Source organism: Achromobacter aloeverae (assembly GCF_004121055.1).
GTDB classification, from domain to species: Bacteria; Pseudomonadota; Gammaproteobacteria; order Burkholderiales; family Burkholderiaceae_B; genus Bordetella_C; species Bordetella_C aloeverae.
Window position 1 is genome coordinate 314,566 of sequence record NZ_PYAL01000002.1, and the last position, 24,967, is coordinate 339,532.

Here is a 24,967-nt window from a genome sequence, read left to right on the forward strand (position 1 = left end):
CGCCCGGTGACGGCTCACACAACCGATCTATTGATGTATTGATAGACAACTGTCTGTCGTTTTTTCTGCTATTTATCTATTTTTCGATCATCCCTAGAGTAGTGCTTTCAACACAACTGGGAAGCTCGAAAGCAAAATGAAGATAGGAATTTTGAATGCCGGCAATGTCGGCAGCCGCCTGGCGCGAGCCTGGGCAACCGCAGGTCATGACCTCGTCATTGCGAAGGACGGCGAGGATCGCAAGATCGCACCGTTGCTGGCAGAACTGGGCGACCGGGCCCGGCTCGGCACGATCCGCGAGGCCGCCGAGTTCGGCGAGGCCGTTCTGTTCTCCGTCTACTGGCCGCGGGTCGACGCGATCGTCAGCGAAGTAGGCGACGCGCTCGATGGCAAGACCGTCATCGAGACCATGAACCCGCTCGGCGTCACCGCGAATTTTCAGCATTTCCACGAACTGGACTTCATGCGCGACAACTCGACCTCCGAGGTTTTGCAGCAACGCCTGTCGAAGGCCCGGATCGTCAAGGCGTTCAATCTGCTGGGATCGCCATTGCTTGAAGCCGCAGCGTGGTCGAAGTCGCCGGTGCAGCCCAACGTCTTCTATGTCAGCGACGACGCATCGGCCGCGCAGGTCACGCGCGGTCTGATCGCGGATGCCGGCTTCAGGCCCATCAACGCCGGCCCCCTCAAAGGCGCCCGGCAACTGGAGCAGGCCGGCATCCTGCTGCACCACATTGCCGAGCATGAATATGCCGGGGACGCGGACGGCCTTGTCCGGCTGGCGCTGTCGGTCATCGAGGCAAGCCCAGGCCCGGTCGTACGCGAACGGATCACCTGAGCCACCTCGCAATCCGATCCGCAAGACCACTGAAACCACATTTCGCTTTACCTAGGAGAGTCTCATGTCCCAGTCCCTCAAGGGAAAAACCGCTCTCGTCACCGGCGGATCGCGCGGCATCGGTCGCGCGATTGCCGAACGGCTTGCGGCCGATGGTGCGACCGTCGCCATCACCTACAACGCAAGCAGCGCAGGCGCAGAAGAAGTGGTTACGACTATCGAAAAAACGGGCGGCACCGCTTTCGCGCTTCACGCGGACCTCGCCGATGCTGCAGCGATCCCGGCATTGTTCGATGCGCTCGACCGCGAGCTTACTGCAAGGAAGGGAAGCAAGGCGCTCGACATTCTGGTCAATAACGCCGGCAATTCCGGCTGGGGCGGCCTTGCCGATGCGACGCCGGACGCCTGGAACACGATGTTCGCGGTTCATGCCCGCGCACCGTTCTTCGTCGTTCAATCCGCGCTGAGCCGTCTCGCCGATGGTGGTCGGATCATCAATACGTCCTCCGGTCTGGCTACGCGCCCATTGCCGGCCGTCCCCATCTACGCCATGGCCAAGGCGGCCATCAACAACCTGACCCATGCGTTGGCGATGGAATTGGGACCGCGCGGAATCACGGTGAACGCCGTGGCGCCGGGCTGGACGCGAACGGACATGAACGCCGCTGTACGCGAAAACGCCGACATGGTGAAGGCAATCGAAGCCGATACCGCGTTGGGACGTTTTGGCGAAACCTCGGACATTGCCGCTGTCGTTGCTTTCCTGGCCTCCGATGAAGGCCGTTGGGTGACTGCCCAGGTGATCGAAGCCAGCGGCGGCTACAAGCTCTGATTCCGTCTGGGCGGAACCCGATACACCGGAGGAAATCGGGCCATCAAGCCGTTGGCGGCGTTGCGCGGTGTTCCTGTCGGACGCGACGTTCCGCCCCATCCGCTTGCAGGCCAACGATTACGGCGCCGTGCGCTGGCAGCTCATGGTGATGCAGTCAGGTACCTTTGAAGCGCTGCAGCAGCCACCTGCCTGCCGGCCCAGGCAATCGATCCGCTGGATAGGCAGCCTGGAAAGGCATCACGCCTGCGGATGGCCCTTCCAACTCTTGCAAGGCACTTTGTTGCTGAGGGACGACGGGTCCGGGGGCTAGCGCGATCCGACCGCGCCGAGGCAGCCCTGAAAGCCGCAAGCATCCAGCCCATTCGCGGCGATCTTGATGCCGGCCTGGCGCCGATAACCGCTGCTGCGCAGTTGGCCGACGTCACCATTTACGCCGCTCAAGTCGCGTTCTACCGCGAGCCGGCCGTCATCCGGACGCTGTGCGATGCACTCGCCGGACGCGGCAAGACGTTGATCTTCCTATCGGGCAGCGGCGTCTTCATGCAGCGCACCGGCGGCGCGTGGAGTTCCGACAGCTTTGCCGAAGACGATCCGTTCGTGCCGGAGCCCTTGGCGCTTCCACGGGTAAAGGCGGAAGGGATTGTCCGCGCTAGCGCCGCGCAAGGCATGCGAAGCATGGTGATTCGACCGCCGATGATTTGGGGGCCGGGCGACAACGGGCCAGTGGCGAGCGTGTACCGCTCCGTCGCGCTTACGGGCGCTGCCTGCTATATCGGCTCGGGACTGGCGACCTACTCCAACGTGCATAGCGCCGACCTTGCCCGGCTGTTCTCGCTCGCCATCGCGCGCGGACAAGCCGGTGCGCTGTATCACGCCGTAGCCGGCGAAATTCCGTATCGCTGGATCGCTGAGGCCGTGGCGCATGACCTAGGGGTCAAGACGCGAAGTCTGACGGTGGACGAGGCGGCCCAGGTATTCGGTACGTTCGGGGCGCTTATCCAGTCTGCCAGCAGCCGCTCCCGTGATCCCCGGACACGAACCGAGTTGGGCTGGAAGCCCTTCCAACTCGACCTGTTATCAGAAGTCGGCGAGCCGCGGCTGCGTGCGCTCGCGGACCCGCAATTTAACCAAGGAGCAAATTCATGAAAACGCATCAAGACAAAGTCGCAATTATCACCGGTGGAAAGCAAGGCATCGGTCGCGGAATCGCCAATCTTCTTGCCGAGAGAGGCGCCAAGGTAGTTCTCGTCAACCGCGAGAGCGCCGACGAAGCGGCGAAGGCGATCGGCAATGGCGCTATCGCAGTCGCTGCCGACGTGGCGAGTGAAGGAGGATGGGCCGAGGTCGCCGGGCAGGTCGAGCACGCATTTGGTCGGGCCGACATCCTTGTACACGCTGCGGGCATCTATCCCTTGGCGACGCTTGATCAAATGACTCCTGTCGAATGGCGGCGTGTGCTCGCTGTGAATCTCGATGCGCATCTGCTCGGGGCCCGCGCGATCGTACCGCTGATGCGAAAAGCCGGCGGCGGCTCGATCGTCACTATTGGTTCGGACGCCGTCGATATGGTGACGCCACCCGGCATGGGGTTCTCGCACTACGTCGCGTCCAAGATGGGTGCGATCGGCTTGGTGCGCGCGCTCGCCAACGAGTTGGCGGCCGACAACATCATTGTCAACGCCGTCCATCCCGGCATCACCGACACCGAAGGTGCCAGCGGCATGCCTAACGAGCAGAAGGCGCAGGTCTACATGATGCAGGCAATCAAGCGCCTTGGCACGCCTGCCGACATCGCTGGTCCCGTTGCCTTCCTTACCAGCGACGACGCGCGCTTTGTGACGGGGCAGACGTTAGTGGTCGATGGTGGCTTGATGCGGCTGTGAAAAAGAGACGATGAAGGCCCAAGCATCGCAAGGCGTCACTTGGGCCGGACAGGGCGAGCGATGACCCATGGAATTGCGCCCCTTACGATGCTTCATCGCTCCTTACGATGCTTCATTGCGGTCGCTGAAGAACTACAGTTGGTCCCCGCAGCGGAGCGACTGCACATTGAACAGTCGCCGCGCCTTCTACACCTGCAACTTCCACTCCGGCTCCACATCATGGATAAGTTTCGCGATCCAGTCGGCAAAGGCTCGAACCGTTGGGGAAAGATGGCGGTTCCTCGGGTACATGATCGATAAAGGAACTGTCGGCGCCGTCAGGCCGGGCAACACCTGTCGCAGTTGCTTGCTGCGTAGATAAGGGATCACCATGTAGCTGGCGGCACGGATCAGGCCCAGGCCGTGCAAGCCGGCGGAAACATAGGCGTCCGTATCGTTGACGGTAATGCGCTCGGGGACCTGGGCGGCAGACTCCTCGCCGTCGATCACGAAGCTCCAATGCGAGCTAGGGCTGTTTCGGCTCGATAGGAAACCCACTGCATGGTGGTTGCGCAGGTCGTCCAATGATTTTGGCTCGCCATATTCCTCGATATAGGCGGGCGATGCGCAGGTGATCCACTCGAACCCGGCGATACGCCGCGCGACGAGTATGGCGGAGTCTTGGGGTACACCCGCACGGATTACGCAATCGACGCCTTCCTGCACAAGATCGATGGTCCTGTCACCCAGGGTCAGCGTCAGTTCCACGTCTGGATACGTAGCCTGGAACTCCTTGATGGCGGGCAATACGAACAGGCGCGCGAACGAAGACGTCATGTCGACACGCAGCTTTCCCCGGGGCTGTCCCGCACTGCCCGGGAATGAGGACTCCACCATTTCTATCTCCGCCAGCAGGCGGCGGCAGTGGTCGTAGTAGAGGCTTCCATCTGGCGTCAGGCTGATATGCCTGGTTGTCCGTTGAAGCAACCGTACGCCGAGATAGGTCTCCAGCTCCTTGATGGCCCGCGTCACCGACGACGGCGGAATAGCCAGGCTGGTGGCGGCCTTGCCGAAGCTGTGCGCTTCGACGACGCGAGCAAAAACCTGCATGGCCTGAAGTCTATCCATTCCGATATTCCTTTGTTCTGGCGGCGTCTTCCCCGCAGCTTCAAGAATTGTTCCGAGTTTGCGAATTAACTCCGCGGAAGTTGTCAAAAATTTCACCGCCTGGGGTCGAAATCGGGAAATTTCGGGTCGATTATTCCATATCCGCTAATACCAAAACTCAACATTGGGTCTATATCTGACCGCCTTGTTCGCGCAGACTTGTGCAAACGCTACTTCGAGAGCGATGTCCAGACCTAACCGCTCGAGCGGGGAGCTCACGAGGCTCTTCCTGGTGGGTCTCATTCATGAAATGGATACTGTATGAACACACGCAAAGTAGATTTACGTGACATCCTGGTGCTCGGCGCCGGGCAATTGGGAATGGCGGTCATCCGGGAGCTTGCTCCGCGCCTTCGGGCAGCGAACGAGCAACTGACCGTACTGGTCGCGCCGCAAACCGTGAACCGCCCCTCCGGACAGGATACGGCGACTGTCGCCGAGTTGCGCGAGCTCGGCGTCGAGGTCATGGGCCTGGATCTGGCGTCGGACGCACAGACGCTGACCAGCCTGTTCAAGCGATTCAGGACGGTAGTGAACTGCACCGGTTTCGTGGCCGGGCCGGGCACTCAGATGAAGATCACTCGGGCGGCACTGGCCGCGGGCGTCAAGCGGTACTTCCCGTGGCAATTCGGCGTCGACTACGACGTGGTGGGACGCGGTAGCGGGCAGCCTGTGTTCGACGAGCAGTACGACGTACGTGGACTGCTGCGCGGCCAGACCGCCACTGAATGGGTGATCGTGTCGACCGGAATGTTCACCAGTTTCCTGTTCGAGCCGTCGTTCGATGTCGTCAACCTCGAGCGACGGACGGTCCACGGGCTCGGCGGCTGGGATACGAAGGTCACCGTGACCACACCGGAGGATATCGGAAAGCTCACCACGGAGATCCTGCTTGCCGAGCCGCGCATCGTCGACCAGGTCGTCTATGTCGCCGGCGACACGATCTCCTACGGGCAGTTGGCGCAGGTGGTCGAGCGCGTCACCGGGCTTCCATTCGAGAAAACGGAATGGAGCCTGGATAAGCTCCGTGCCGACCTTGCCGCTGCCCCGGATGACGTAATGACCCGTTATCGCGCGGCTTTCGCCCAGGGGGACGGTATGTGGTGGGAGAAGTCGAGCACGTACAACGCGCGCCACGGCTTCGAGACGGCGGACGTCGAGGCGTATCTGCGCGCTCGCCTACAGGCAGGGCGGTAATCGACCCGATTTCATCCGGACTTGGCATCGCACGCCAGCCACGGGGCGTGCGGCGCCAGCCGCTTCCGTGTTGGCTCAGATTGCCATCCTGCCGGTCGAACCGCCACCATCGACGAACAAGGTCTGTCCGGTAATGTACCCAGCGTCTTCGGATGGCAGGAAGGCAATGGCGGCGGCAAGCTCTTCAGGTTTGCCGAGCCGGCGCATCGGGATTATCGATAGGAAGCGCTTTTCCGCTTCGCTGCCAACGGGTGTGTTCTGGCGGAACATTTCGGTTTCCACCGGGCCGGGAGCCACGGCATTGACCGTGATGCCGCTCTCGGCGAGCTCCAAAGCCCAGGTGCGCGTAAGGCTGTTGATTGCTGCCTTGGCTGCCGCATAGGCGCTACGCTGGGCGATGCCCACGACTACCATGCTGGAAAGATTGACGATGCGCCCCCAGCCTTTTTCCCGCATGGCCGGCAAGGTGGCCTGCACCGCCTGTATGGTCGGATGGATGTTGCCTCGAAACATCTCGTCCACTTCCGTGAGATCGATTTTGCCCAAGGGCTGCATTTTGATCATGCCGAGGTTATTCACCACACCATCGATGGAATAGCGTTCGGCCAGCTCGGCGAAGGTCAGCGTCGAAGCTGTTTTGTCGCTGAGATCGATCGGCACCAGCGTACCGGGGAATCCTGGATCGGCACCGCGTGCGATGCCAACCACATGATGACCGGCGGCTGCGAGCCGTTCCGAGACTGCACGGCCGATACCCTTGCTTGCACCGGTGATTAGAAAAGTTCGCTTCGCCATGTTGTTTCCTTTTTTACGTATGGAGGGAAGTCCGTGTATCCCACTTCGCCGTTGCGCGTGTAGTAGACGGACCGGTCCGCTACGGCCAAGGGCCAGCCGTTCCTGAGACGCTCTACAAGATCGGGATTCGCGATATACGGCCGGCCGTAGGCAATCAGATCGACCAGCCCGGTATCGAGCGCAGCCTGGGCGCGCTCAACGTCATTGAAACCGCCACACCAGATGAAGGAGCCAGCGAAGGATGCCCGCGCCTTGGCGAGCATGCGATGGTCAAGATGGAGCGCCTTGAACGTGGCCGATTCCATGTTGCCGTCGGGTAGAAGCTCGTAGAGCAGATGGATATATGCGACGCCGCGTTGCCCGAGCTGCTCGACGACATACAGGAATGTCTCCTCGACAAGCGGATCGGCGGGCATTGAGCCATACTTTCCGAATGGCGAAAGACGAACGCCCACGCCCCCCGGGCCGATTTCGGCGACTACCGCCTCGACGACCTCCATCAGGAAACGTGTGCGGTCTTCCAGCTTGCCTCCGCCATAGCGGTCAGTGCGGGTATTGAGCACCGAGTTCATGAACTGCTCGATCAGGTAGCCGTTGGCGGCGTGAATCTCGACGCCATCAAAACCGGCCTCCCGGGCGTTCGCAGCGGCCTTGGCAAAAGTGCCCACCATGGCCGTCACCTCGTCGGTGCCGAGTGGCCTTGGCTTTTCCGCCCCCATGAAGCGCAACCGACCGTCGGGGCCATGTGCGAATACCTCCGAGCCGATGGCCTGTTCCGCCGTCACGCCGACCGGCGCCTGGCCATTCGGCAATAGAGACGAATGTGCCAGTCGACCAACATGCCACAGCTGCATGAAGATGGTGCCGCCACGATGATGAACTGCTTCGGTGACGGGGAGCCAAGCTCGCTTTTGCGCTTCGGAATGTATCCCGGGAATTCGCGCGTAGCCGTGACTGGACTGGTCCACGTCATTGACTTCAGAGATGATCAGGCCAGCGCTGGCGCGCTGCCCGTAATACTTGGCGACGAGTTCATTGGCCATGTCGCCGTCCGCCGGATGCGCGCCTTCAGTAGTACGGGTTCGCGTCATCGGCGGCATGACGACCCGGTTCTTGAGGTGGATGGGCCCCAGGGGCCGCGGTCGGACGAGCGGTGTCGCGTCTTGAGACTCGGTTGGGGGCCAAGCTATTGCATCGAACGACACGGCGCCTGACCCTGACGCCGGCGGGGGAGGCTTGGCTGGAACGCTGTGTCGCGGCATTGGGCGAGCTGGATCGCGGGGAGAACGCGCTCCTTCTGGCGCGGGACACGCCTGGCGGCGAGGTCCGTATCGATTTGCCGACGGCTTTCGGGCGGCTATACATCATGCCGGTGCTGCTCGATGTCGCAAAACGCTATCCGGCGCTAAATCTCAATGTGAGTTTCACGGATCGTCGGGTCGACCTGATCGGCGAGAATATCGACCTGGCCGTGCGCATTGGGAAGCTGGAGGATACGGCGGACCTGGTGGCGCTTCGGATCGGCGTTCAACACATGGTGATCGTCGGTGCGCCCGGTTATCTCGAGCAGCGTGGCGTCCCGCGGTCTTGGGACGATCTTCATGCGCACGATTGCATCGTGGGACGGCGGCAAGGAAGCCGCGTGGCCTGGCTGTTAAAGCAAGCGGATGGTTCCATCGCCCGGCAGTTCATTCCGATCAAGCATGAGTTTCAGGATTTCGAGACCGTGCTGATGGCGGTCAGGGCGGGACACGGTCTCACGCAACTTCCGTCATGGATGGTGCGAGACGATGTCCGAAAAGGAACCCTGCGGACCGTGCTGGAGGGGTGGTCCGGAGGCGAATTGCCGATCAATATTCTTTGGCCGCACATGAAGACGCTGCCCGCCAAGATGCGAGTGGTTGTAGACGGGCTGGCGCGCTGGGCGCGGGAGTCTTCGCCCAGCGCGCCCTAGGTGGGAATCTTTCGTGTTTGGGTCTTTATTTAGCCTTCCTCCAGGCATAATATTCCCGGCTAACAGCTTCCGTAACACGCCGGAGTCACCCAAATGATGACTGACGATACCAACGCCTCCCCATTCATTGCCGGCGTGCGGATTCCCGATAGCAAGCTAGCGCGGGAAATTACCGGGTTCATTCGCGACACGGAGAGCGATCTGCTTTTCAAGCATTCGGTACGTGTGTATTTATGGGGAGCCTTGGCCGGGAGCCGAAACGGCCTGACGTTCGATCCCGAGTTGTTCTATGCCGCTGCGATGTTCCACGACATCGGCCTGACCGAGCGGTATGAACATAGCCACCTGCGCTTCGAAGTCGACGGTGCGAATGCCGCGCGGGATTTTCTTCGGCAGCGAGGGATTGCCGACAGCGACCTGGAGACGGTATGGAATGCCATCGCGCTCCACACGACGCCAGGTATTCCGGAATTCATGCGTCCCGAGATCGCGCTGGTCCAGGTCGGGGCCGGCATGGACGTAGCGGGGCGCGGCTTCGGCAGCTTTACTGCCGAACAGCGCAATGCCGTCACGGCAGCGTTTCCGCGCGAAGCCGACTTCAAGCACGGTATCATCGATGCGTTCTACGATGGTATGAAGCATCGGCCGAACAGCACCTTCGGCACATTCAACGATGATATCCTGGCGTTCAAGGATCCGGGTTTCCAGAGGATCAACATATGCAGCGCGATCCTCGCGTCGGATTGGCCCGGCTGAACCCAGTATCACGGTCACCCGGCGCGCGCATTCGATTCCCGCACGACCTTGCCCCAACGTTCGACCTCGGTCACCAGGAAGTCGCGGAAGCCGTCCGGCGTGCTGCCCGTCGCGATAAGGCCTTCGTCCAGGAGGCGCCGGCGATTGACCGGATCGGCCAGGATCTTCCCGGTCGCCTGCGATAGCTTCCCGGCGTAGGTCTTGTCCATGCCGGCGGGCCCCAGCACGCCGTACCACGCGCTGAAGTCATAGCCGGGCAGCGTGTCGGCCACGGGCGGCACGGAGGGCATGATTTCCATGCGCGCGGCGCTGCTGACGGCCAAGGCATTTACCTTCCTGGCCTCGATCTGCGCCTTGGCGATGGCCGCGCCCGCGAACATCAGCTGTACCTGTCCTCCCAGCAAATCCGTCATGGCCGGCGCCGTGCCCTTGTACGGCACCAGCACCAGGTCGATGCCGGCTTCGCGCTTGAGCACTTCCGCGCCCAGATGGCCGGCCGAGCCGATGCCGGGCAGGGCCATGTTCAGCGTGCCAGGCTGGGCCTTCGCCAGCGCGATGAGTTCGGGCAGGGTGGTGGCCTTGACCGACGGATGCGCCACCAGGAAGGAAGGCGCCGTGGCCAGATAGGACACCGGCTGGAAGCTCTTTACCGGGTCGTAAGCCAGATTGTCGTACAGCGTGGCATTGATCGCGTGGCTGGTGTAGCACACAAGCAGCGTGCGGCCATCGGGATCGGCATGCGCGACCGTTTGCGCGGCGATATTGCCGCCGGCGCCGGGCTTGTTGTCGACCACGAAGGTGCCGCCGCCCATGTACTTGCCCAGCTCCGCCGCCAGCAAGCGCGCGACCGTATCGGTGCCCCCGCCGGGCGTGGCGCCGACGACGATGCGCGTCGGCGCGCCCTGGGCGCGCGCCACGCCCGCTGCGGCCACCATGCCGGCGCCCAACACGCCCATGAAAGAACGTCGCTTCATTTTGTCTCCTGAACGTAGCGCTACGCCTGCTCGGCTTGCGGAAAACCGTAAAGCGCGGCCGGGTTGTCCACCAGTATGCGGTTGCGCAGGGCCTCGTCCTGCACCCATACGCAAAACTTGTCGATGAGGTGGCCGTCGTCCGGCACTTGCGCGGGCGCGAAGAGGGCAGGGTGTGGCCAGTTCGAGCCGAACACCAGTCGATCCGGACGGGTTTCGACCAAGGCATGCACGAGCGGCGCCATGTCGGAATAATTCACGGCGTCCGAAGAACGGCGGTACCAGCTGGAAATCTTCGTCCAGCAGTCCTCGCGCCGCTGCATCAGGCGCAGCAGCGCCTGGAAACCGCGGCTGTCCGGCCCCTGCGTACCCTGCGCGCAACCCAGGTGATCGAAGACCAGCGGCACCGGTACGCGCATCAGTTCTTCTTCCAGCTCGGCCAGTTCGTCCACATTGTTGACATGCACCTGCACGTGCCAGCCCAAGGGCCGGATAACCCGCGCGAAATGCGATATCGCCTGCGTGCCGCCATAACCCTTGACGTGCGTGGACACGCGCACGCCCCGCATGCCGCCGCGATGCAGATCTTCGATTTCCTGGGGCCCCACGTCCGGGCGCAGCCCGGCGACGCCGCGGGCACGGTGCTGGCCCAGGGCCGCGATGACATCGAGCGTAAGGCGGTTGTCCGCGCCGTAGACGCTGGCGCTGACCTGCACCGTACGGCCCAGGCCTACCTGGTCGCACATCGCAATGTATTGCGCCAGCGTGGCGGGCGCTGGCGTGTAGGAACGGTGCTCCACCAGGGGATAGCGCGCCGGGTCGTCATAGACATGGCAGTGGCAATCCGTCGCGTGGGGCGGCAGGGCGTGGCGCGGGCGGGACACCCGCGCCAAGGGGGGAAGGCATACGGCCGCTTCCCCTGCTTGGTGCTGAGTCATGGATGCTCCTAGTTCTGCGCGGTGATGCCCGCTTCCTTGATCACGGCGCTCCATTTGGCCGTTTCACTCTTCAGGACCTTGTCGAAGTCCGCGGGCGCGCCCAACGCGACATCGGCGCCCAGGTCACGGAACTGGCGGGCGGTGTTTTCTTCCTTCAGCGTTTCTTCCAGCGCGGTATTGACGCGGGCCAGGACGTCGGCGGGCGTTCCTTTCGGAAACAGCAGGCCGGTCGTGGTCGCCGCCTCGAAGCCGGGCAATCCCTGTTCGGCCAGGGTGGGCAGTTCCGGCATGACGGACGAGCGCTTCGCGCTGGTCACGCCCAGGGCCTTCAACTTGCCAGCCTTGATCTGCGCCAACGTGGAAGCCAACTGGTCGAAGGTCAGGTCGACGTGGCCGCCCAGCATGTCCGACACGGCCAGGCTGCTGCCCTTGTAGGGCACGTGCAGCAGCTTGGTGCCGCTTTGCTTCTGGAAATACTCGCCGGTCAGGTGCGCGGCCGTGCCGACGCCCGCCGACGCCATCGTCAACTTGCCGGGATTCGCCTTGGCGTAGGCGATGAATTCCTGAAGGTTGTTGGCCGGCACGGTCGGGCCTATGGCCAGCACCAGCGATGCGCGCGAGATAGGGCCGGCGGACACGAAATCCTGTTCCGGCCGCAGTTGCGCATCGGGATGCAGCGCGCGCAGGGGCGCCAGCGCGCCCGTCGAGCCCAACAGCACCGTATAGCCGTCCGGAGCCGCCCGGGCGACGACTTCGGCGCCGACCAGGCCGGCAGCACCCGCGCGGTTATCGACGATGACGGTCTGGCCCAGGCGTTGGGCCATGCCCGAGGCGATGATGCGGGCCGTTGCATCGATGTTGCCGCCTGGCGGGAAGGGCACCACCAGGCGGATGGGTTTGTCGGGATAGGCAGCGGCGGCGGTGGCCGCCGCAATACAGAACAACGCGCCGGTCAGCGCGCGCATCAAAGCTCGCATGAGTGTCTCCTATTTGATTTTTCTGGCGGCGATGTCGCCGCTTTTTGACCCGCCGGGCGGATGCTGAATTTCCCAGGGGCCTGAATTTCCTATTACAGGCGCAGGACGCCACGCTGGCGCGATGGCGCTTCCCGCTTGCCTGCCACTAGTCTCCTGAATACTTGCGTCCGTTCTCCAAAAGCTCGGGCGTGCCGATCAAGCCGTTCAGTCCGTTGAAGTCGTTCATCTCTTCCTTGAACTGGCGCGTCGTGCCGGTGCGCTTCAGGCCTTCGAAGTAGCGTTGCAGCTGGCGCGAGACGAAGCGCGCGGTGCCACCCGGGTAGATGACGATGCGATAGCCTCGCTTGCCCAGTTCCTCCGCGCTCTGGATCGGCGTCTTGCCGCCTTCGACCATGTTCGCGAGCATGGGCAGGCGAGAGGCGAACAGCCCGCATACCTTGTCCATCTGCGCGGCGTCATTCACCGCCTCGATGAAAAGGGCATCCACGCCGCATTCCAGATAAGCCTCGGCACGCTCGATGGCGGCGTCCAATCCTTCCACGGCCACCGCGTCGGTACGTGCCAGGATCAGCGTGCCGGCGTTGTGCCGCGCGTCCACGGCCGCGCGCAGTTTGCCGCACATCTCGCGGGTCGAGACCAGCGACTTGCCTTCCAGGTGGCCGCAGCGCTTGGGGAAGGTTTGGTCTTCGAGCTGTATCATGCCGGCGCCAGCGCGCTCGAACATGCGTACCGTGCGCTGGGTATTCAGCGCATTGCCGTAGCCGGTGTCGCCATCGACGATGATGGGCAGGCTGACGCGGTCGGCGATACGGGCCAGCACGTCAGCGGTCTCGGACGCCGTCGTCAGGCCTACGTCGGAACGGCCTAGCTGGGTGTAGGCCACCGCGCCGCCGGACAGGTACACGGCTTCGAAGCCGGCCTGTTCGGCAATCAGCGCGGTGAGCGCGTCGTAGACGCCGGGAGCCAGGACGGGCGTGTCGCCGCGCAGGCGCGCTTTCAGGGAAATGCTCATCGTGTGCCCTTACGCCGTCGCGTGTTCTTTGTTCAGGCCGGCGATGATGCGCTCCATGTCTTCCTTGAGCATGAAGGGACGCCAGGTTTCGAACGGCATGTTCAAGGCCTTGGCCTGCCGCTTCTCGTATTCCAGGAACTCCTGGGTGATCGCGCTGCCCCGCACGCCGCCGCGCACCGATCCGGCGCGGCTGTCGCCGTAATACTCTTTCCAGTCATCCGGCAGCGGTTGGGAGGTGGGCACGGACAACCACAGGCGGAACAGGTGGCGCTTGCGGTCCGGTTCATCGTAGTCCTCGAAGGGCGTGCGCGAGTGCAGCGTGACGTAGTTGTTGAGCAGCTGCATGTCGCCCTGTTCCAGCTCCATGGTGAAGCAGAGCGGGTCGCTGGGCATCAGTTCGTCCAGCAGGTCCAGCGCTTCGGTCTGGGCCTGCGTCAGGCGGGGCACTTCGGGGAAATCGCGCTGCGCCGCGACCGTGTTCTTGCGGTTGGCGCGAGCGGCGAAGTACTCGGGGTGGTTGCCGAAGATGGACAGGCGATAGTAGGGCGGCTGGCTGGGATCCTGCGTGCCCTGGTAGCTGTGGAAGAAGGGCTGCCTGAGCACCGGGATCAGGTCCGGACGACGGCGTTCCACTGCCTCGTATAGCGCGATCGAGCTGATCACCTTGCTGGTGCCGCCCGCCTTGGCGGTGCGACGGCACAACAGGCCCACCACGTCGGCGGAGTCCTGATGGAAGTCCAGGCCGGCGTTGGTGTTGTAGCCGCGACCGCCCTTGACCTTGTACTCGCCGCCTTCGTTGCGGACGTCGTTCATGAACTGGCTGGCACGGTTCTGCGTGCGGCCGACGCCCATGTACAGGCTCATGCCCCAGTAGGCCAGGCGGGATTCGTCTTCAGTCCACTCGCCCACCGGGAAGCCCTTGACCAGGCACATGCCCCAGCGCCCTTGGGTGGTGTCGATGGCTTCCTGCAGGATCTTGCGGGCCGCTTCGTTCAAGGGAAAGTCGGCCTGTTCCATGGACAGGAGGGGCTTGCCCAGCGTCTTGGCATGGTCCAGGGCGTCGCGGAAGCCCTGCACCTGCTCTTCGGTCAGGCGAAGGGTCCAGGAACGGTCATCCCGCGCCTGTTGCGCGGTCCACGCCTGGGGACGGTCCGATCGTGCCGTGAAGGTCATCTTGCTCACTCCTTATGGTTGGCCCGGTGTCCCAGGCGTTTGAGCGTAGTCTAGTCACGGCGGCTTCGTTAGAATAGCGAATATATTTGAGCTTCTTCATAAGCATTTTTGATGAAGTGAACGGGCGTTACCCGCGGACGGAGGCGACGGCGGACAGGCATGTTGCCCGGCAATAGAACGGTTCTGGCAGTGAGCATCCATGAAGATAGAGACCTTCCACACCTTGGAAGCGGTGTTGCAGACCGGTACTTTCGCCGGCGCCGCCAAGCAGGCCAACGTCACGCCCAGCGCGGTCAGCATGCAGATGAAGCAGCTGGAGCTCTATCTGGGCAAGCCCCTGTTCGACCGTTCCGGCTTGCAGGCACGGCCCAACCAATTGGCGCATCAGGTTGCGGACACGATGCGTCAAGCGCTGCACGGCCTGGAGGCCTTGCGCGCCGGTCATGGACTGGCGGTGGAGGGCGTGGTGCGGCTGGGCGTGATCGAGTCGATGCAGCCCATGGTCTTGCCTGGCATCATGCGCTATCTGCGGGATCACCATCCCAAGCTGGAATTGCGGCTGGTGCGGGGGCGCAGCAGCTCGTTGACGGCCGCGGTGAAGGCGGCGGAGATCGACGCGGCGCTGGTGGCGCAGCCGCCGACCGGCGGTTCGGCGCGACTGCGCTGGACGCCCATGCTCAAACGCGAGCTCGTGGTGGTCGCCCCGCCGAATGTCACGGACAGCAATGTGGCGGCGCTCTTCCGGCAGTACGACTGGATACGCTACGACCGGCAGACGGTCTCGGGGGGGCTGGCGACGCAATACGTCAGCACGCATATCCGCGAGATCCGCGGCACATTGGAGTTCGACAGCGCGCCGGCCATCGCGGCCATGGTCAGCGCGGGACTGGGCATCTCGGTGCTGCAAACGCCGGATCCTTCCGTGCTGCGAACGCATCCCTTGCGGGTAATCAAGCTGGGGCGGTCGGCGCCCGTGCTGACGTTGTCCATGGCGGCGCGCAAGTCCGACGACGACAACCGCGCGGTCGAGGCCGTGCGGGAAGCCATGCAAATGGCGCTGGCGTCGTACCAGCGCGAGGCGGTGGCTGCCGCGCGTTAAGGGACTACGGGCTGGAATGGGCGGCCATGGCGAGCGCAAGGAGGAAGGCGTTCCCGGCGCCAGCACTCGTAATCGCGACTGTCGCGTTTACCTGTCTCGTCTGGCATAATCATTTTTGTTCAAAAACCGAAAAATATAATTAATTTTGTGCAAACTTAATCGTTATTCCGCATGATGGCGCCTGCCAAACTGGTTTTAAGCATACGACATCCCCTTTAACAGGAGCCGTTCATGACCGACCTGCCCACAGATCCTGTTGGTGCTGCCTGGCTAGCTCAGGCTTATGACGTGCTTCCACTGGGGCAGTTTTCGGTGTTGAGCCAGATCGGCGGCAGACGCGCAACTCAGGTCAATGATGGGTTCCGTCTGGAAATCTACACGGAACCCATGCGACCCGCTGCCGAGCCCGCTGCGCATTTACAGTTCCACCTGCGGCACGAGGTGCCCCACCTGGAATTCCTGGCCCGTTTGTTCGAGCGGACGGGCCCGGACTTTGTGCAGGTATGGGTCGCGCGCGAGCCAACCGGTCAGTACGCGCGCCGCGCCGCCTTTTTGTATGAGTGGCTTACTGGGAATGTCCTTGAGGTGCCTGAGAGGCTAGCCGGCAACTACGTCGATGCCATTGATGAGGAAAAAATGGTCGCGGCGTCCAGGGACCGGGTGATCAGGGCGCCTCGCTGGAGGATAAATGACAACTTGGCTGGCACGCGCGAATTCTGCCCCAGCGTGATCAAGACCAAGGCAGTAGAGACTGCAGCCGCATTGGACGTACCGCGCCTGTTCGGTGAGTTGACGGACGAGTTCGGCGAGGACCTCCTGCAGCGTGCAGCGGTCTGGATGACGTTGCGCGAGAGCAAGGCCAGCTTCGCCATCGAAGGCGAAGCCGACCGGGTAGGGCGAGTGCAGCGTTTTGCGGATGTAATGGCGCGACGTACAGGGCAGGGAGAGCTACCGCTGGACGATTCCGCGTTGGCAGCGTTGCAGAAGGAGATTCTGGGCGATCTGACCACGATCACGCACTTCGGGGTGCGCCAATCGCCGGTGTTCGTTGGCGAAACGGTGCGCTACCAAGAGATAGTGCACTACGTCGCCCCGGCTGCTGGCGAAGTCGGCGCGATGCTCGACGGACTGCGGATGTTCCTCGAAAAAACAGAAGGACAGTCGCCTGTAATGCGGGCCGCCGTCGCGGCTTTCGGTTTTGTCTACATTCATCCGCTCGCCGACGGCAATGGCCGCGTGCATCGATTCCTGGTCAATGACATCCTGCGGCGCGATGGCGTGATCCCGGACCCGGTGATTCTGCCGATCTCCGCGGTTATCACGGATGACGCGGGCGAGCGGCGCGGCTACGATCGCGTGCTGGACCAGGTGTCCAAGCCGCTGATGCAGGCGGTGCGTGACCATGTTGTCTTCGAGTCCAGGCAAACCGCTTATCCGGACGGCGTGTTGTCGAATTTTGTATTCAACGGCGGCAATCAGGCCACGCCAATATGGCGTTATCCGGACCTTGGACCTCACGTGGTCTTCCTGGCCAACATCGTTAGCCGCACCCTGACCGAGCAGATGCGCGAGGAGTCACGCTATCTGCGCAGCCATGCACGGGCCCGCTCGGCGCTGAAGGAGGTGGTCGAGATGCCCGATCACCAGGCGGACCGCGTTCTACGCTCGATCGAGCAGAACCGCGGCGAGTTGAGCAATGTGCTGGCCAAAGAACTCCCCGTTCTTGCAAGGCCCGGGGTGTGGACAGAAATTGTCGATGTCGTCTCTCGCGCCTTGGGCGAGGATGGTACGGACATGGCAGTGATCGACCGATACCGTCCCGGTAAACCTGTTGGGCGCTAAAAACCCTATCCATCCACGACCGGCGGCGCTCACGACAGGGCGTCGAGCTGGTATGGAACGCCCCTGACGGCGGTCGGCGAGAATCCGAATCGCTTGTTGAAGCGTACCGAGAAGCGTGAGGCCACGTCCTGGGGCTTGTCGAGCCCGTCCTTGAAGGAATGAAACTGCCGGTGTTCCCTCGCTTCCAGCCATGGAAGCTCAACGCGCGGCGGTGAGGAAGTCGATGAGACTGAAGGGCGCGCGTTCGCCCAGGCAAAGGTCCAGGACTCGATGCGCGTCCTCGGCCGCGGCCCGGCTACGCGCGAACATTGCCGTTTCAAAGCGGGCCAGCGCGCCCTCGATGTCTCCACTATCAGCGGCGATGGCCTCACCGAGCTCGGCTCCGTCCAGCATCGCCAGGTTTGCACCGTCGCCGGCCGGCGGCGATAGATGCGCGGCGTCGCCGAGCAGCGTCACGCCTGGAGTACGCGCCCATCGATGACCGACCGGCAGCGCGTCGATCGTTCTAAGGACGGGCGCCGTGTGGCTGTCGGTGATCAATGTGGTGAGCGCCGATGTCCATCCGTCGAATTCGGCCGCGATCCTGGTCTTGGCTGCTGCGGCGTCGTTGAAATCAATTTCCGCGAACCAGGACTCAGGCCGTCTCAATTGAATGTAGGCGTGCAGTATGCCCGCCGGTTCACGGTGCGCGGTGATTCCCTTGCCGGGCTCAAGCGCGAACATCCCGCCGGCCCCGACCGCTGCCGCCGTCGCGGGGAACCGCCTATCGGCATCATGCAGGTAGGTTTCGACGAAGGAGACACCGACGTAGGCGGGCTGCGCGCTTGACAGCAATGGTCGCACCTTGGACCACGCGCCATCGGCGCCGACCAGCAATTCGGTCTCCACGGTCGAGCCGTCGGTGAACGTCAGCTTGTGACGACCGCCGCCCAGGGACACGGCGCGGGCCAGCTTCCGCCCCCACCGGATCGTCCCCGCAGGCAAGGCGTCGATGAGGATGCGCCGCAGGTCGCCACGCAGCACTTCGGGGCGCCCACCGTCTTCGGGCTGGTCTAGCAGGACATTGCCATCCCGGTCCAGGGCGCGCGTCGCGTCGCCCCCCTCGTTGATGATCGCGCGGAACGCGGCAGTAAGGCCGGCTGCGGCAAGGGCGCGTTGACCATCCTGTTCGTGTATGTCGAGCTGGCCGCCCTGAGTACGGGCGTGCGCCGACGGCTCCGCTTCGTAGATCGTGGCGGTGATGCCGTGCACGTGGAGCACGCGGGCCAGTATCAGGCCGCCCAGGCCTGCGCCAACTATGGTTACGGATAGGGTCATGATGTCGTCTCGAACGATAGCGGCATTGTTCCATACGCGGCAGGTCGGAACAACGTTCCTTGACAACCCGATTCCGGCGGAATATTGTTCAAGCTAACAAACGTTAGGTAGTGTACCGAGTGGCGCATTAAGTGGCGCATCAAGGGCGTATCAGTCAGCGCGCTGGATATCGATGATCGTCCTGGCGTTGATCACCCAAAACCGTAAAGAGGCGAGATCTATGAATGCAGTTCCCACGAGCGCCGATGTCAGGCAAGTGCCGATGATGACGATTCACGATTTTCCGAAGGGGCCCTATCCGACGCGCGTTCGCATCGCCCTGGCTGAAAAGAATCTGCAATCGCGAGCACGGTTCGTGATGGTCGACCTGTACAAGGGGGAACACAAGAAACCCGAATTCATTGCGACCAAGAACTACTCGGGAACCCTGCCGGTGCTGGAGCTTGCTGACGGAACCTGCATTGCGGAATGCACGGCCATCACCGAGTATCTCGACAACCTCGACGGCCAGCCTGCGTTGACGGGCAGGACCGCGCTGGAAAAAGGCCTCATCCACATGATGAGCAAGCGCGCCGAACTGGAGCTGCTCGATGCCATCAGCGTGTACTTCCATCACGGCACGCCGGGACTGGGGCCGCAAGTGGAGCTGTATCAGAATCCCGAATGGGGATGCAGGCAGCGCGACAAGGCGCTGCGCGGCATGCACTACTTCGACGCGGTACTGAAAAATCAACCCTATGTTGCCGGCAAGGCGTTCTCGATGGCGGACATTACGGTGATCGGCGGCTTGGTGTTCGCCGCCATCGTCGATCTGCCAGTGCCGGAGGAATGCGGGGCGCTACTGGCGTGGTATGAACGGGTGCGGCAGCGTCCCAGCGTAAAGGACCAGCCGGCATTCCTGGATCTTGCCGCCGGTTGAATTGGGTCCAGGCCGGACGGCTTGCACTCCCACGTTTGTTGGGAGGCGCGACCAGCGATACACTGGCCCTCTTCGGTACGTCGCCAAGGGCAGGTTCGTGAAGAGCGAGGCAAGCATCAGTTCCCATGAACGTATCCTGTTGATCGCGACAAGGATTGCGCAGGCGCACGGCTACGGCGGCTTGAACCTTCGCAGCCTTGCCGCGGAAGTGGGGATCAAGGCGGCAAGCCTATACCACCATTTTCCGAGCAAGGCGGATCTTGCCGCGGCAGTCGCCAAGCGTTATTGGGAAGATGCGGCGCTGGCGCTGGAAGCCTTGTCGAGCAAGTTTCCGGATCCCGCCGACAGTCTGCGCAAATATCCGGAGGTCTTCCGCAAGTCGTTGGAAAACGACAATCGCATATGCCTATGCAGCTTCATGAGCGCCGAATACGACGATCTGCCGGACGTAGTGAAGAAGGAAGTGCAGCAGTTTACTGACGTTAACGTCGCATGGCTCGGAAAGGTGCTGGTGGCGTCGGGTCTTGTCGCTTCCAGGGATGCCAGGAAGCGGGCGGGCGCCATATTTGCGGCGATAGCCGGCGCACAACTGATGGCACGAGGCCGGTCGGACCTAAAGCTCTTCGATACCTTGATCGACGGCTACAGGGCGGCGGGGCTGCTGCCGGCTTGAAAGGAAAGGCATCCATGTTGGCGCTTGCCGCGCGCTGAATGCGTGTTCAGTGCGCAGCCTTCCTCGATTCAGCAAGCGAATCCCGCCTTTTTCAAGCCTTCCGCCATGAGCGCACGGTTCACGCGGCTTTGGGTCGGCAGCCAACTGAGCAAGCGGTCCAGGTCCTGGTCCGGCGCGAGGCTTGCCAGGCGCTGGGCGGCGATGCCGGCTTCGTCCTGTTTGTCGAGCATGGCCAGGCTGGCGACGAGCACGACTTGCGACACCATCAGGTTCGGCATGTTGCGCGCGGACTTTTCCGCCCACGCCGCGGCTGCGCTGAAATCGCCGAGGAAGTAATGGGCGGCCGCCATGCCGATCTGCATTCGGTACAACTCCGGATCGACGGGACTCAGGGACATGGCGCGGGTAAATTGCTTGATGGCCTGTTCCGCCTGGCCGTACCACAAGTGGCAGAACGCGCCGAGAAACCACGCCGAAGCAAGATTCGGATTCAATTCCCTCGCCCGGTCCAGCAAGGCGATGCCTTCGACCAGATCGTCGGCCAGATGGCACAAGGCATGACCGCTGCGCGCCAAGGCCACCGCGTCGTATTGCCCCAGTTCGACCGCGCGGCGTGCCAGTCGAGCGCCTTCGGCCATTTCCGTGGGGCGATCCTGCATCCAGCCGTTGATCTTGCGCCAGCAATGGCACCATGCTGCCATCGCATACGCCGACGCAAATTCCGCGTCGCAGGCAAAGGCGCGCTGGAATAGCGGAAGGGCTTCGGCCATGGCCTGCCGCGTGCCTCGGTGCAGCTGCGCCATGCCGCGCAAGTAGTAGTCGTAGGCATCGAGGTTCCCGGTCGCCTTGACCCTGGCCCGGGCAATTTCCGCCTGTTCCACTTGCGGCGCGATGGCGCCTACCACGCTGGCGGCGATTTGATCCTGGAAGTCGAAGATATTGCCTAGCACACCCTCGAAGCGTTCCGCACTATGCGTTGCGCCAGTGGCCGCATCAACCAGGTGCCCGGTGATGCGTACGCGGCCTTGCGCCTGTCGCCAACTGCCTTCGAGCACGTAGCGCACGCCCAGTTCACGCCCGATCTGCTTTACGTCGACGCTGCGATTCTTGTAGGTGAAGCTGGAATTGCGGGCCACCACGAACAGCCAGCGATAGCGGGACAGGGCGATGATGACATCTTCGATGACGCCATCAGCCAGATAGTCCTGCGCCGGGTCGCCGCTAAGGTTGACGAAGGGCAGCACCGCGATGGATGGTCTGGTGACTACTACGGCAGGGAGGGATGCCGATTCCGCCAGGGGTTGATTGCCCGCCTGCGGCGATTCTCCTTGCTCGGCCAGATCGGCGACAAAGCGGAAGCCTTTGCGCGGGATGGTCCTGATGACGTGTTGCTGCTGGCCGTCGTCGCCAACGGCCGCACGTACGGCGTTCACATGGCTGGCTACCGTGGATTCGGAAACCGCGCGCCCATTCCATACCTGGTCGATCAACTCGTCCCGGCCGACCACGCGGTTGCGGTTTTTTGCCAGATACACCAGCAGGTCGAAGGCCTTGGGCGTCGTCGCCACCAGCGCTGAGGCGTGGCGCAACTCGCGGCGTTCCAGGTCCAGCGCGCAGTCGGCGAAAACCCATTGCATTCAGGACTCCAGTGCGGTTGCGGGCAGGCCGCGGCCGCCGGTTCGACGGTCCAAGGAATCTTGGACGGAAATACGAGCTGGCGGCAAAGCCGCGGCGGCCGCCGGAAATGATACTACCGGCATCGCACAACGAGCCGGAGGGCATAAACATGAAAGTCGTCGTTATCGGTGGAAGCGGGTTGATTGGATCGAATGTAGTCCAGCGGCTGTCCCGCAATGGACATGAAGTATTTTCCGCATCCCTGAAAAGCGGTGTGAACATCATTACTGGCGCGGGCCTGGCCGACGCGCTCAGGGGCGCGCAAGTCGTGGTGGATGTTTCCAATTCGCCATCGTTTGCCGACGATGCGGTGATGGCGTTCTTCCAGACCGCGGGGCGCAACCTGGTGGCTGCCGAAGAGGCCGCGGGCGTCGAGCACCACCTGGCGCTGTCGGTCGTGGGCACCGAGCGTTTGCAGGAAAGCGGCTATTTCCGCGCCAAGGCCGCGCAGGAAGCATTGATCAAGGCATCGCCGATTCCCTACACGCTGCTGCGTGCCACCCAGTTTTTTGAATTCATAGGCGGCATTGTCGATTCCTGCGCCCACGGAGACGAACTGCGCGTTTCCCCGGCGCTGATCCAGCCGGTCGCCGCCGACGACGTGTCCGCCGTCCTGGCGGATCTTGCGGCGGGCGTGCCGCTGAATGACACAGTGGAAGTCGCCGGTCCGGACCGCTTCCCCCTGGACGAGCTGGCGCGCAAGTACCTCGCGCGTCACAACGATACGCGCAAGGTGATTGCCGACGTCCACGCCCGCTATTTCGGCAGCGAACTGGACGACCGCACCCTGGTCGCCGGCGACGGATATCGCGTCGGCCCGACGCGCTTCATCAACTGGCTCGCCAGTGGCGCGTCGTCGCGGCACCTGACCCCCGGGCCGGCCTTGTCCTGAGCTACGTCGCTTTCCCGACGTTGTTGCCAGGCCGGTTGGTAAGGATGGCGCTCGTAATTAGGTGAACGAGGTGATCCGCCCGCGCCTTGAACGAGGGTTGGTCCACCGCCCAACCCAGCGCCGTTATCAGGGCGAACAGGTCGTCCCCGGTCATGTCGGCGCGCGCCGTTCCTTCGTCCTGGGCGCGCCGCAGCAGTCGCGCGCCCGCCGAATGCACGGCGGCGCATGACGCATAGAGCGCGGAGTCCGGGTTGGCGTGGGCGGCCGCCATCATGGCGACCACGCCCCGATAGCCTTGGGTGAACACCACCAGTTCGCGAAACCAGGTGAGAAGTGCCGCGTCAGCCGCGGCGGAGGTTTCGAGTTCGTCCGCCTTCCGCGTAAGGGCGTCCAGGTGGGTGCACAGCAAGGCCTCGAACAAGGCTTCCCGCGTGGGGAAATGACGAAGCAGCGTGGCCAGGCCCACGCCCGCGCGGCGGGCGATATCGCGCATCGACGCGTCGGCGCCATGCTCGGCGACGGCGTCACGCGCGAAGGTGAGGATCTGGCTGCGATTTTTTTGGGCGTCGGCTCTCATGGGGTGTGGAAGGCTGTATTGACAAATGGATCAGTGATCCATATAGTCTTTTATCCGGATCGGTGATCCGTATCATACAGCGTCGTACGGCGCCTCCCCAGCTTCCGTGCGACCCCCAACGAAGGGCACATGACATGAACAGACTGAATGGAAAGACCGCCGTAATTACCGGCGGCGCGACAGGCATAGGCCTCGCCGCGGCAAAGCGCTTCATCGAGGAGGGCGCTTTCGTCTTCCTCTTCGGCCGCCGGCAGCAGGCGCTCGACGCCGCCGTGGCCGCGCTGGGCGCCAATGCTCGCGCGGTACAGGGCTCGGTGTCCGATCCAGCCGATCTCGATCGACTCTATGCCGACGTGAAGGCCCAGCGGGCAAGCCTCGACATCGTCTTCGCCAACGCCGGCACGGGAAGTCCGCTGCCGCTCACCCAGATCACCGCCGAGCACATGGCCGAGACCTTCGACACCAACGTGATGGGAGTGGTCTTCACGGTCCAGAAGGCGCTGCCGCTCATGGGCCAGGGCGGTTCCATCATCCTGACCGGGTCGAGCGCCGGCACCACGGGCGCCTCGGGGTTCAGCGCCTATAGCGCTAGCAAGGCGGCCGTGCGCAACCTGGCCCGGACCTGGGCGGAGGAACTGAAGGGCACCGGCATACGGGTCAATGTGCTGTCGCCGGGGCCGACCGCGACGGAACTCGCCAAGGCCGCGCTAGGCGAGGAAGGCCAGAAGCACTATGCCTCGATGAACCCCCTGCAGCGCATGGCCGATCCAGCGGAAATCGGGGCCGTGGCCGCCTTTCTCGCGTCATCGGACAGCAGCTTCATGACTGCCAGCGAGGTCGCCGTCGACGGCGGCCTGGCGCAGCTCTGACCCTGCCGAAAACAACGAAGGAGAATCTCATGAGCTACGCAATCATCGGCCTGGGCAAGATAGGTCGGGCCCTGGCCAAGGCATTTGCCCGCCGCGGCATCGAAGTATCCGTCGCGACCACGCGGGATCCGGCAAGCTTTGCATCCGACGCGGCCGCCATCGGACCCACGATCATTCCCACGACCCTGGCGCAAGCCGTCAAGGCGGACGTCATCTTTTTGGCTGTCCGTTTCGAGTCGCACCCGGACGTCGCAAAGGCGCTGGCCGACTGGAAGGGCAAGACCATCGTCGACGCAATGAACACGCAGGCGACGCCTGAGGAACTGGGGGGCCTTCCATCTTCCGTCGTCGTCGCGCAGGCGTTCAGCGGGGCGAGGGTGGTGAAAGGCTTCAATCATCTGGTCGCCGCGGTTCTCGACCAGGACCCGGCGGTAAACGGCGGCAGGAGGGTCGTGTTCCTCGCGAGCGACGATGACGGCGCGGCGGCGGAGATGGGCGCGCTTGTGGAGAAACTCGGTTTCGCGCCGATCCAGCTGGGCGCACTTTCGGAAGGCGGACGGCTGGTGCACGCGCGCGGGAAAACCTGGGGCCACCTGATCTTCAAGGACCTGGTCAAGTTCGGCTGATGCC

At 63.1% G+C, this 24,967-nt stretch carries 25 protein-coding genes and 2 pseudogenes; 16 read left to right on the top strand and 11 right to left on the bottom strand.

Annotated features, from left to right (window positions below):
• Positions 1–136 precede the first annotated feature (136 nt).
• The 6 genes and pseudogenes from C7R54_RS08305 to C7R54_RS29200 all read left to right on the top strand — a co-directional run.
• Positions 137–838 (top strand): NADPH-dependent F420 reductase, encoded by a 702-nt coding sequence (locus C7R54_RS08305; protein ID WP_129149731.1) that lies wholly within the window; start codon positions 137–139, stop codon positions 836–838.
• Positions 839–902: 64 nt separating this feature from the next.
• Positions 903–1,670 carry an SDR family NAD(P)-dependent oxidoreductase gene (locus tag C7R54_RS08310; RefSeq protein WP_129149732.1) on the top strand — a complete coding sequence of 256 codons (768 nt, stop codon included), beginning with the start codon at positions 903–905 and terminating at the stop codon, positions 1,668–1,670.
• A 49-nt stretch (positions 1,671–1,719) separates the two neighbouring features.
• A pseudogene (locus tag C7R54_RS08315) lies at positions 1,720–1,869 on the top strand (DUF2840 domain-containing protein); the annotation flags it as partial.
• 50 nt (positions 1,870–1,919) lie between these two features.
• The gene (locus C7R54_RS08325; protein ID WP_129149733.1) at positions 1,920–2,816 is read left to right on the top strand and encodes an NAD-dependent epimerase/dehydratase family protein; all 897 of its coding nucleotides are present in this window, start codon (positions 1,920–1,922) and stop codon (positions 2,814–2,816) included.
• Positions 2,813–3,553, top strand: coding sequence for an SDR family NAD(P)-dependent oxidoreductase (locus tag C7R54_RS08330; RefSeq protein WP_129149734.1), 741 nt, complete (start codon positions 2,813–2,815; stop codon positions 3,551–3,553). The genes C7R54_RS08325 and C7R54_RS08330 overlap by 4 nt, the downstream gene beginning before the upstream one ends.
• Positions 3,554–3,640: 87 nt before the next feature.
• A pseudogene (locus C7R54_RS29200) lies at positions 3,641–3,733 on the top strand (LysR family transcriptional regulator); the annotation flags it as partial.
• A gap of 6 nt (positions 3,734–3,739) precedes the next feature.
• On the opposite strand, the gene C7R54_RS08340 reads toward C7R54_RS29200, so the two are convergent.
• Positions 3,740–4,660, bottom strand: a complete 921-nt coding sequence (locus tag C7R54_RS08340; RefSeq protein WP_129149735.1) for a LysR family transcriptional regulator — start codon at positions 4,658–4,660, stop codon at positions 3,740–3,742.
• Between the two features lie 300 nt (positions 4,661–4,960).
• Between C7R54_RS08340 and C7R54_RS08345 the strand changes: the two genes are divergently transcribed.
• On the top strand, positions 4,961–5,896 hold the full coding sequence (locus C7R54_RS08345; protein ID WP_129149736.1) for an aromatic alcohol reductase: 936 nt from the start codon (positions 4,961–4,963) through the stop codon (positions 5,894–5,896).
• 75 nt (positions 5,897–5,971) lie between these two features.
• On the opposite strand, the gene C7R54_RS08350 is transcribed toward C7R54_RS08345, so the two are convergent.
• Positions 5,972–6,691, bottom strand: a complete 720-nt coding sequence (locus tag C7R54_RS08350) for an SDR family oxidoreductase (protein ID WP_129149737.1) — start codon at positions 6,689–6,691, stop codon at positions 5,972–5,974.
• Complete coding sequence (locus C7R54_RS08355) at positions 6,670–7,791, bottom strand: alkene reductase (RefSeq protein ID WP_240039435.1); 1,122 nt, start codon at positions 7,789–7,791, stop codon at positions 6,670–6,672. The genes C7R54_RS08350 and C7R54_RS08355 overlap by 22 nt, the downstream gene beginning before the upstream one ends.
• A gap of 74 nt (positions 7,792–7,865) precedes the next feature.
• On the opposite strand from C7R54_RS08355, the gene C7R54_RS08360 reads away from it, so the two are divergent.
• Complete coding sequence (locus tag C7R54_RS08360) at positions 7,866–8,645, top strand: LysR family transcriptional regulator (RefSeq protein WP_240039436.1); 780 nt, start codon at positions 7,866–7,868, stop codon at positions 8,643–8,645.
• 93 nt (positions 8,646–8,738) lie between these two features.
• Positions 8,739–9,401 (top strand): HD domain-containing protein, encoded by a 663-nt coding sequence (locus tag C7R54_RS08365; RefSeq protein ID WP_204524302.1) that lies wholly within the window; start codon positions 8,739–8,741, stop codon positions 9,399–9,401.
• Positions 9,402–9,415: 14 nt separating this feature from the next.
• On the opposite strand, the gene C7R54_RS08370 is transcribed toward C7R54_RS08365, so the two are convergent.
• From C7R54_RS08370 to C7R54_RS08390, 5 genes are all read right to left on the bottom strand, one after another.
• The gene (locus C7R54_RS08370) at positions 9,416–10,375 is read right to left on the bottom strand and encodes a tripartite tricarboxylate transporter substrate binding protein (RefSeq protein WP_129149740.1); all 960 of its coding nucleotides are present in this window, start codon (positions 10,373–10,375) and stop codon (positions 9,416–9,418) included.
• A gap of 20 nt (positions 10,376–10,395) precedes the next feature.
• Complete coding sequence (locus C7R54_RS08375) at positions 10,396–11,310, bottom strand: amidohydrolase family protein (protein WP_158021178.1); 915 nt, start codon at positions 11,308–11,310, stop codon at positions 10,396–10,398.
• Between the two features lie 8 nt (positions 11,311–11,318).
• The gene (locus C7R54_RS08380) at positions 11,319–12,287 is read right to left on the bottom strand and encodes a Bug family tripartite tricarboxylate transporter substrate binding protein (RefSeq protein ID WP_129149742.1); all 969 of its coding nucleotides are present in this window, start codon (positions 12,285–12,287) and stop codon (positions 11,319–11,321) included.
• A gap of 145 nt (positions 12,288–12,432) precedes the next feature.
• Positions 12,433–13,299 (bottom strand): isocitrate lyase/PEP mutase family protein, encoded by an 867-nt coding sequence (locus tag C7R54_RS08385; protein ID WP_129149743.1) that lies wholly within the window; start codon positions 13,297–13,299, stop codon positions 12,433–12,435.
• 9 nt (positions 13,300–13,308) lie between these two features.
• On the bottom strand, positions 13,309–14,472 hold the full coding sequence (locus C7R54_RS08390) for a TauD/TfdA family dioxygenase (RefSeq protein WP_129149744.1): 1,164 nt from the start codon (positions 14,470–14,472) through the stop codon (positions 13,309–13,311).
• 199 nt (positions 14,473–14,671) lie between these two features.
• Here C7R54_RS08390 and C7R54_RS08395 point away from each other — a divergent pair, with 199 nt between their 5' ends.
• Complete coding sequence (locus tag C7R54_RS08395; RefSeq protein WP_129149745.1) at positions 14,672–15,571, top strand: LysR family transcriptional regulator; 900 nt, start codon at positions 14,672–14,674, stop codon at positions 15,569–15,571.
• 231 nt (positions 15,572–15,802) lie between these two features.
• Positions 15,803–17,413, top strand: a complete 1,611-nt coding sequence (locus tag C7R54_RS08400) for a Fic family protein (RefSeq protein ID WP_129149746.1) — start codon at positions 15,803–15,805, stop codon at positions 17,411–17,413.
• A 198-nt stretch (positions 17,414–17,611) separates the two neighbouring features.
• On the opposite strand, the gene C7R54_RS08405 is transcribed toward C7R54_RS08400, so the two are convergent.
• Positions 17,612–18,730: an FAD-dependent oxidoreductase gene (locus tag C7R54_RS08405; protein ID WP_129149747.1), complete on the bottom strand. Its 1,119-nt coding sequence runs from the start codon at positions 18,728–18,730 to the stop codon at positions 17,612–17,614.
• A gap of 265 nt (positions 18,731–18,995) precedes the next feature.
• Here C7R54_RS08405 and C7R54_RS08410 point away from each other — a divergent pair, with 265 nt between their 5' ends.
• Positions 18,996–19,649: a glutathione S-transferase gene (locus C7R54_RS08410; RefSeq protein ID WP_129150397.1), complete on the top strand. Its 654-nt coding sequence runs from the start codon at positions 18,996–18,998 to the stop codon at positions 19,647–19,649.
• Between the two features lie 97 nt (positions 19,650–19,746).
• Positions 19,747–20,322: a TetR/AcrR family transcriptional regulator gene (locus C7R54_RS08415; protein ID WP_129149748.1), complete on the top strand. Its 576-nt coding sequence runs from the start codon at positions 19,747–19,749 to the stop codon at positions 20,320–20,322.
• Between the two features lie 68 nt (positions 20,323–20,390).
• Here C7R54_RS08415 and C7R54_RS08420 read toward each other — a convergent pair whose 3' ends face one another.
• Positions 20,391–21,959, bottom strand: coding sequence for a winged helix-turn-helix domain-containing tetratricopeptide repeat protein (locus tag C7R54_RS08420; RefSeq protein WP_129149749.1), 1,569 nt, complete (start codon positions 21,957–21,959; stop codon positions 20,391–20,393).
• A 149-nt stretch (positions 21,960–22,108) separates the two neighbouring features.
• Here C7R54_RS08420 and C7R54_RS08425 point away from each other — a divergent pair, with 149 nt between their 5' ends.
• Positions 22,109–22,891 (top strand): SDR family oxidoreductase, encoded by a 783-nt coding sequence (locus C7R54_RS08425; RefSeq protein WP_129149750.1) that lies wholly within the window; start codon positions 22,109–22,111, stop codon positions 22,889–22,891.
• Position 22,892: 1 nt separating this feature from the next.
• Here the strand turns inward: C7R54_RS08425 and C7R54_RS08430 are convergent, their stop codons facing one another.
• Positions 22,893–23,468, bottom strand: coding sequence for a TetR/AcrR family transcriptional regulator (locus tag C7R54_RS08430; RefSeq protein ID WP_129149751.1), 576 nt, complete (start codon positions 23,466–23,468; stop codon positions 22,893–22,895).
• Positions 23,469–23,602: 134 nt separating this feature from the next.
• Between C7R54_RS08430 and C7R54_RS08435 the strand changes: the two genes are divergently transcribed.
• Positions 23,603–24,337 carry an SDR family NAD(P)-dependent oxidoreductase gene (locus tag C7R54_RS08435; protein ID WP_129149752.1) on the top strand — a complete coding sequence of 245 codons (735 nt, stop codon included), beginning with the start codon at positions 23,603–23,605 and terminating at the stop codon, positions 24,335–24,337.
• 29 nt (positions 24,338–24,366) lie between these two features.
• Positions 24,367–24,963 carry an NADPH-dependent F420 reductase gene (locus C7R54_RS08440; RefSeq protein ID WP_129149753.1) on the top strand — a complete coding sequence of 199 codons (597 nt, stop codon included), beginning with the start codon at positions 24,367–24,369 and terminating at the stop codon, positions 24,961–24,963.
• Positions 24,964–24,967 lie beyond the last annotated feature (4 nt).

Bases quoted from the DNA above. Each gene is read 5' to 3' on its own strand.
- C7R54_RS08305 (WP_129149731.1), top strand. From the start codon at position 137: ATGAAGATAGGAATTTTGAATGCCGGCAATGTCGGCAGCCGCCTGGCG.
- C7R54_RS08310 (WP_129149732.1), top strand. From the start codon at position 903: ATGTCCCAGTCCCTCAAGGGAAAAACCGCTCTCGTCACCGGCGGATCG.
- C7R54_RS08325 (WP_129149733.1), top strand. From the start codon at position 1,920: ATGGCCCTTCCAACTCTTGCAAGGCACTTTGTTGCTGAGGGACGACGG.
- C7R54_RS08330 (WP_129149734.1), top strand. From the start codon at position 2,813: ATGAAAACGCATCAAGACAAAGTCGCAATTATCACCGGTGGAAAGCAA.
- C7R54_RS08340 (WP_129149735.1), bottom strand. From the start codon at position 4,660: ATGGATAGACTTCAGGCCATGCAGGTTTTTGCTCGCGTCGTCGAAGCG.
- C7R54_RS08345 (WP_129149736.1), top strand. From the start codon at position 4,961: ATGAACACACGCAAAGTAGATTTACGTGACATCCTGGTGCTCGGCGCC.
- C7R54_RS08350 (WP_129149737.1), bottom strand. From the start codon at position 6,691: ATGGCGAAGCGAACTTTTCTAATCACCGGTGCAAGCAAGGGTATCGGC.
- C7R54_RS08355 (WP_240039435.1), bottom strand. From the start codon at position 7,791: ATGCCGCCGATGACGCGAACCCGTACTACTGAAGGCGCGCATCCGGCG.
- C7R54_RS08365 (WP_204524302.1), top strand. From the start codon at position 8,739: ATGATGACTGACGATACCAACGCCTCCCCATTCATTGCCGGCGTGCGG.
- C7R54_RS08370 (WP_129149740.1), bottom strand. From the start codon at position 10,375: ATGAAGCGACGTTCTTTCATGGGCGTGTTGGGCGCCGGCATGGTGGCC.
- C7R54_RS08375 (WP_158021178.1), bottom strand. From the start codon at position 11,310: ATGACTCAGCACCAAGCAGGGGAAGCGGCCGTATGCCTTCCCCCCTTG.
- C7R54_RS08380 (WP_129149742.1), bottom strand. From the start codon at position 12,287: ATGCGAGCTTTGATGCGCGCGCTGACCGGCGCGTTGTTCTGTATTGCG.
- C7R54_RS08385 (WP_129149743.1), bottom strand. From the start codon at position 13,299: ATGAGCATTTCCCTGAAAGCGCGCCTGCGCGGCGACACGCCCGTCCTG.
- C7R54_RS08390 (WP_129149744.1), bottom strand. From the start codon at position 14,472: ATGACCTTCACGGCACGATCGGACCGTCCCCAGGCGTGGACCGCGCAA.
- C7R54_RS08395 (WP_129149745.1), top strand. From the start codon at position 14,672: ATGAAGATAGAGACCTTCCACACCTTGGAAGCGGTGTTGCAGACCGGT.
- C7R54_RS08400 (WP_129149746.1), top strand. From the start codon at position 15,803: ATGACCGACCTGCCCACAGATCCTGTTGGTGCTGCCTGGCTAGCTCAG.
- C7R54_RS08405 (WP_129149747.1), bottom strand. From the start codon at position 18,730: ATGACCCTATCCGTAACCATAGTTGGCGCAGGCCTGGGCGGCCTGATA.
- C7R54_RS08410 (WP_129150397.1), top strand. From the start codon at position 18,996: ATGACGATTCACGATTTTCCGAAGGGGCCCTATCCGACGCGCGTTCGC.
- C7R54_RS08420 (WP_129149749.1), bottom strand. From the start codon at position 21,959: ATGCAATGGGTTTTCGCCGACTGCGCGCTGGACCTGGAACGCCGCGAG.
- C7R54_RS08425 (WP_129149750.1), top strand. From the start codon at position 22,109: ATGAAAGTCGTCGTTATCGGTGGAAGCGGGTTGATTGGATCGAATGTA.
- C7R54_RS08430 (WP_129149751.1), bottom strand. From the start codon at position 23,468: ATGAGAGCCGACGCCCAAAAAAATCGCAGCCAGATCCTCACCTTCGCG.
- C7R54_RS08435 (WP_129149752.1), top strand. From the start codon at position 23,603: ATGAACAGACTGAATGGAAAGACCGCCGTAATTACCGGCGGCGCGACA.
- C7R54_RS08440 (WP_129149753.1), top strand. From the start codon at position 24,367: ATGAGCTACGCAATCATCGGCCTGGGCAAGATAGGTCGGGCCCTGGCC.